At 30.8% G+C, this 3,164-nt stretch carries 5 protein-coding genes; all 5 read left to right on the top strand.

Annotated elements, in window-relative coordinates; genetic code table 11:
- The first annotated feature begins 79 nt into the window (after nt 1-79).
- Genes N5D03_RS14670 through N5D03_RS14650 form a run of 5 tightly spaced genes read left to right on the top strand, consistent with a single transcriptional unit; the run spans nt 80 to nt 2,639 of the window.
- Nucleotides 80-505: a MarR family transcriptional regulator gene (locus N5D03_RS14670; RefSeq protein ID WP_180906579.1), complete on the top strand. Its 426-nt coding sequence runs from the start codon at nt 80-82 to the stop codon at nt 503-505.
- Nucleotides 502-924 (top strand): organic hydroperoxide resistance protein, encoded by a 423-nt coding sequence (locus tag N5D03_RS14665; RefSeq protein ID WP_180906578.1) that lies wholly within the window; start codon nt 502-504, stop codon nt 922-924. Before N5D03_RS14670 ends, N5D03_RS14665 begins: the two co-directional genes overlap by 4 nt.
- Before the next feature lie 10 nt (nt 925-934).
- Nucleotides 935-1,300, top strand: a complete 366-nt coding sequence (locus N5D03_RS14660; RefSeq protein WP_280052088.1) for a DUF1304 domain-containing protein — start codon at nt 935-937, stop codon at nt 1,298-1,300.
- 8 nt (nt 1,301-1,308) lie between these two features.
- Complete coding sequence (locus tag N5D03_RS14655) at nt 1,309-1,944, top strand: nitroreductase family protein (RefSeq protein ID WP_280049965.1); 636 nt, start codon at nt 1,309-1,311, stop codon at nt 1,942-1,944.
- An 8-nt stretch (nt 1,945-1,952) separates the two neighbouring features.
- Nucleotides 1,953-2,639, top strand: coding sequence for a type 1 glutamine amidotransferase domain-containing protein (locus N5D03_RS14650; RefSeq protein ID WP_280052087.1), 687 nt, complete (start codon nt 1,953-1,955; stop codon nt 2,637-2,639).
- Nucleotides 2,640-3,164 lie beyond the last annotated feature (525 nt).

Raw genomic sequence — 3,164 nt, 5'->3', positions numbered from 1 at the left:
ATTTGTTAATGTTTTACAAAATTATATTGTGTACAATATAATTTTGTAACTTTGTTATGTAATTTAATATTGATCAACTATGAAAGATACGCTAGAACTAGATAATCAATTTTGTTTTCCCATATATGCGCTTTCAAAAAAGATAATCAACATGTACCGTTTATATTTAGATCCACTTGATATTACCTATCCACAGTATTTAGTGCTTATGGTTTTATGGAAAGAACAACAGCAAACAGTAGGGCAATTAGGTGAAAAACTTTTCTTAGACAGCGGTACACTAACACCCTTACTAAAAAGAATGGAGCAAAAAGAAATGGTTGTTAGAAGTAGAAATATTGAAGATGAGCGCATTGTAGTAATTTCTTTGACCAAAAAAGGAAGTGCTTTGAAAGAGAAAGTCAAAGATATTCCAGAAAAATTGTTAGAATCAATGGCGATATCTGTAGATGAGCTTAAACAATTAAAAAAAATAGCAAATAAAATTTTAAACAAACAACAATGAAAAAATTATATGAAACTCAGGCTACAGCTACGGGAGGTAGAAGCGGACAAGTAAAAAGTGAAAACGGTGTTTTAGATATGCAAGTACGTACTCCAAAAGCATTAGGAGGTGCAAATGATGACTTTTTAAACCCTGAAATGCTATTTGCAGCAGGATATTCTGCCTGTTTTGATAGCGCTTTGAATTTGGTGATCAAACAGCAAAAAATAAAAACAGGAGAAACGAGCGTTACAGCAAAAGTAGCTATCGGACAATTAGAAAGCGGAGGTTATGGTCTTGCAGCTGAGATACATGCTAATATACCAGGTGTTTCAATGGAAGAAGCTCAAAAGCTTATTGAAACAGCACATAAAGTATGTCCTTATTCTAATGCAACTCGTGGAAATATTGAAGTTAAATTAAATGTTTCTGTAGGTTAATACAATAGATATGGAAATTATAGCAAGTACTTTAACCGCAGTTGTTGCAATTGAACATTGTTACATTCTTTGGATGGAAATGTTTGCTTGGGAAACAGCAGGTAAAAAAACATTTAAATCTTTACCAAAAGATTTGTTTACTCCTACGAAAGGACTAGCTGCTAATCAAGGATTATATAACGGTTTTTTGATTGCAGGACTTATTTGGTCTTTTTTTATAGAAAATCATGAATGGAGTTGTAATATTCGTCTATTCTTTTTAGGATGTATTACTGTTGCAGGTATTTTTGGAGGTATAACCTCTGGTAAAAAAATATTTTTTTTACAAGGTATTCCTGCTTTAATTGCTATGTTGTTTGTGTTTTTAACGAAATAATTAAAAAAATGTCATTAATAGAAGATTTAAATTGGAGACATGCAGTAAAAGCATACAATCCATCGCAAAAAGTTAGTCAAGATAAAATTGATAAAATTGTAGAAGCTGCTAGACTAGCACCTACTTCATCTGGATTACAACCTTTTAAAGTATTAGTTGTAGAGAACCAAGATTTAAAAAATCAATTGGTAAAAGGAGCTCTTAATCCTGAATGTATGAGAGATTGTTCACATGTAATTATTTTTGCTGCTTGGGACAACTATACAGCAGAAAGAATTGATAAAGTATATGATTTTACTACAGATGAAAGAGGATTGCCAAGAGGTCGTTTCGGAAGTTATACAGATAAAATAAAAGGTATTTACTTGAATACATCAGCAGAGGAAAATTTTGCACATACTGCTCGTCAAACTTATATTGCATTAGGGCTTGCATTAGCACAAGCTGCTGAGTTAAAAGTTGATACTACTCCTGTAGAAGGTTTTGATAACGCTATTGTAGATAAAGTTTTAAAATTAGACGAGTTAGGTCTTAAAAGTGTATCTTTAATGTATGTTGGTGTTGCCGATCCTGAATTAGACTGGATTGGATCTATGAAAAAAGTTAGACTACCAAACGAAGAATTTATTGTTGAATTTAAATAATTAAAATTATGAAAATATTATTTGTTGTTACTTCTCATGATGAATTGGGAAATACAGGACATAAAACAGGATTTTGGGTAGAAGAATTTGCTGCTCCTTACTACAAATTTGTAGATGCTGGACACGAAGTTACTATTGCTACACCTAAAGGAGGACAAGCTCCTATAGATCCTAATAGCGAAACAGAAGCTGCACAAACAGAAGCTACAGAGCGTTACAATAAAGACGAAAATGTTCAAGCTTTAATTGCAAATACACATGTATTAGCTAATGAAAAAGCTGAGGATTATGATGCTATTTTCTATCCAGGAGGTCATGGACCACTATGGGATTTAGCAAATGATGTGCATTCTCAACAATTGATTTTAGATTTCTATAATGCTGGTAAGCCAGTTGGTGCTGTTTGTCATGCTCCAGGAGTTTTCAAGAATGTTACTTTAAGTAATGGAGAACCTTTTGTAAAAGGAAAAAATGTAACTGGTTTTTCTAATTCTGAAGAAGATGCTGTACAATTAACAGATGTTGTTCCATTCTTAGTTCAGGTTGAATTAGAAAAATTAGGAGGTCATTACTCTAAAACTGAAGACTGGGGAGTGCATGTTGTAGAAGACGGTTTATTAATTACAGGTCAAAATCCTGCATCTTCGGAAGAAGTTGCTGAGAAAATGATTACTTACTTACAAAGTAATTTATAAAAATTTTTATTTAATATAAATATTGATTCGTATTTGCGTTAGGGATTGTAGAGAAAATCCTTTCCTGATTAGAAAAGATTGCAACGGAAATCCCGACCAAAGGGAACGCCCAAATTTTATATTTTATATTTTATATAAAAGAATTCAATCAACTGTGAAAGTGATGATGATGATGAATTGATTGAATTTCAAGAGCCTATTTTAATACTTATCAAATAATTTATTTCAAATTATTTGATACTTAATTTTAAGTAGGCTCTTATTTATAGCAATAAACTGTAAAAATCACTGCCGTTTCAAATAAAAATCCATTTATTTTCCTTCATTAATTCCTTACTTTGTTAAACAAAAACTTCTATTGTTTTTTAAATAAAACAAATCCTTCATTTATGTTGAATATTTGAAGAGAAAAAGTATAGAATGAGATGAGTTTCTTTCATTACTTTTTTGAATTTATTAAATATGTTTCCATTTATGTTATTTCTATGTTATAATTACACATAAAGTAGAGAGTTTAATTATTAT

It is taken from the genome of Empedobacter sp. GD03861, from assembly GCF_029840885.1.
Taxonomy (GTDB): domain Bacteria; phylum Bacteroidota; class Bacteroidia; order Flavobacteriales; family Weeksellaceae; genus Empedobacter; species Empedobacter falsenii_B.
This window is presented reverse-complemented; position numbering and strand designations above follow the sequence as displayed.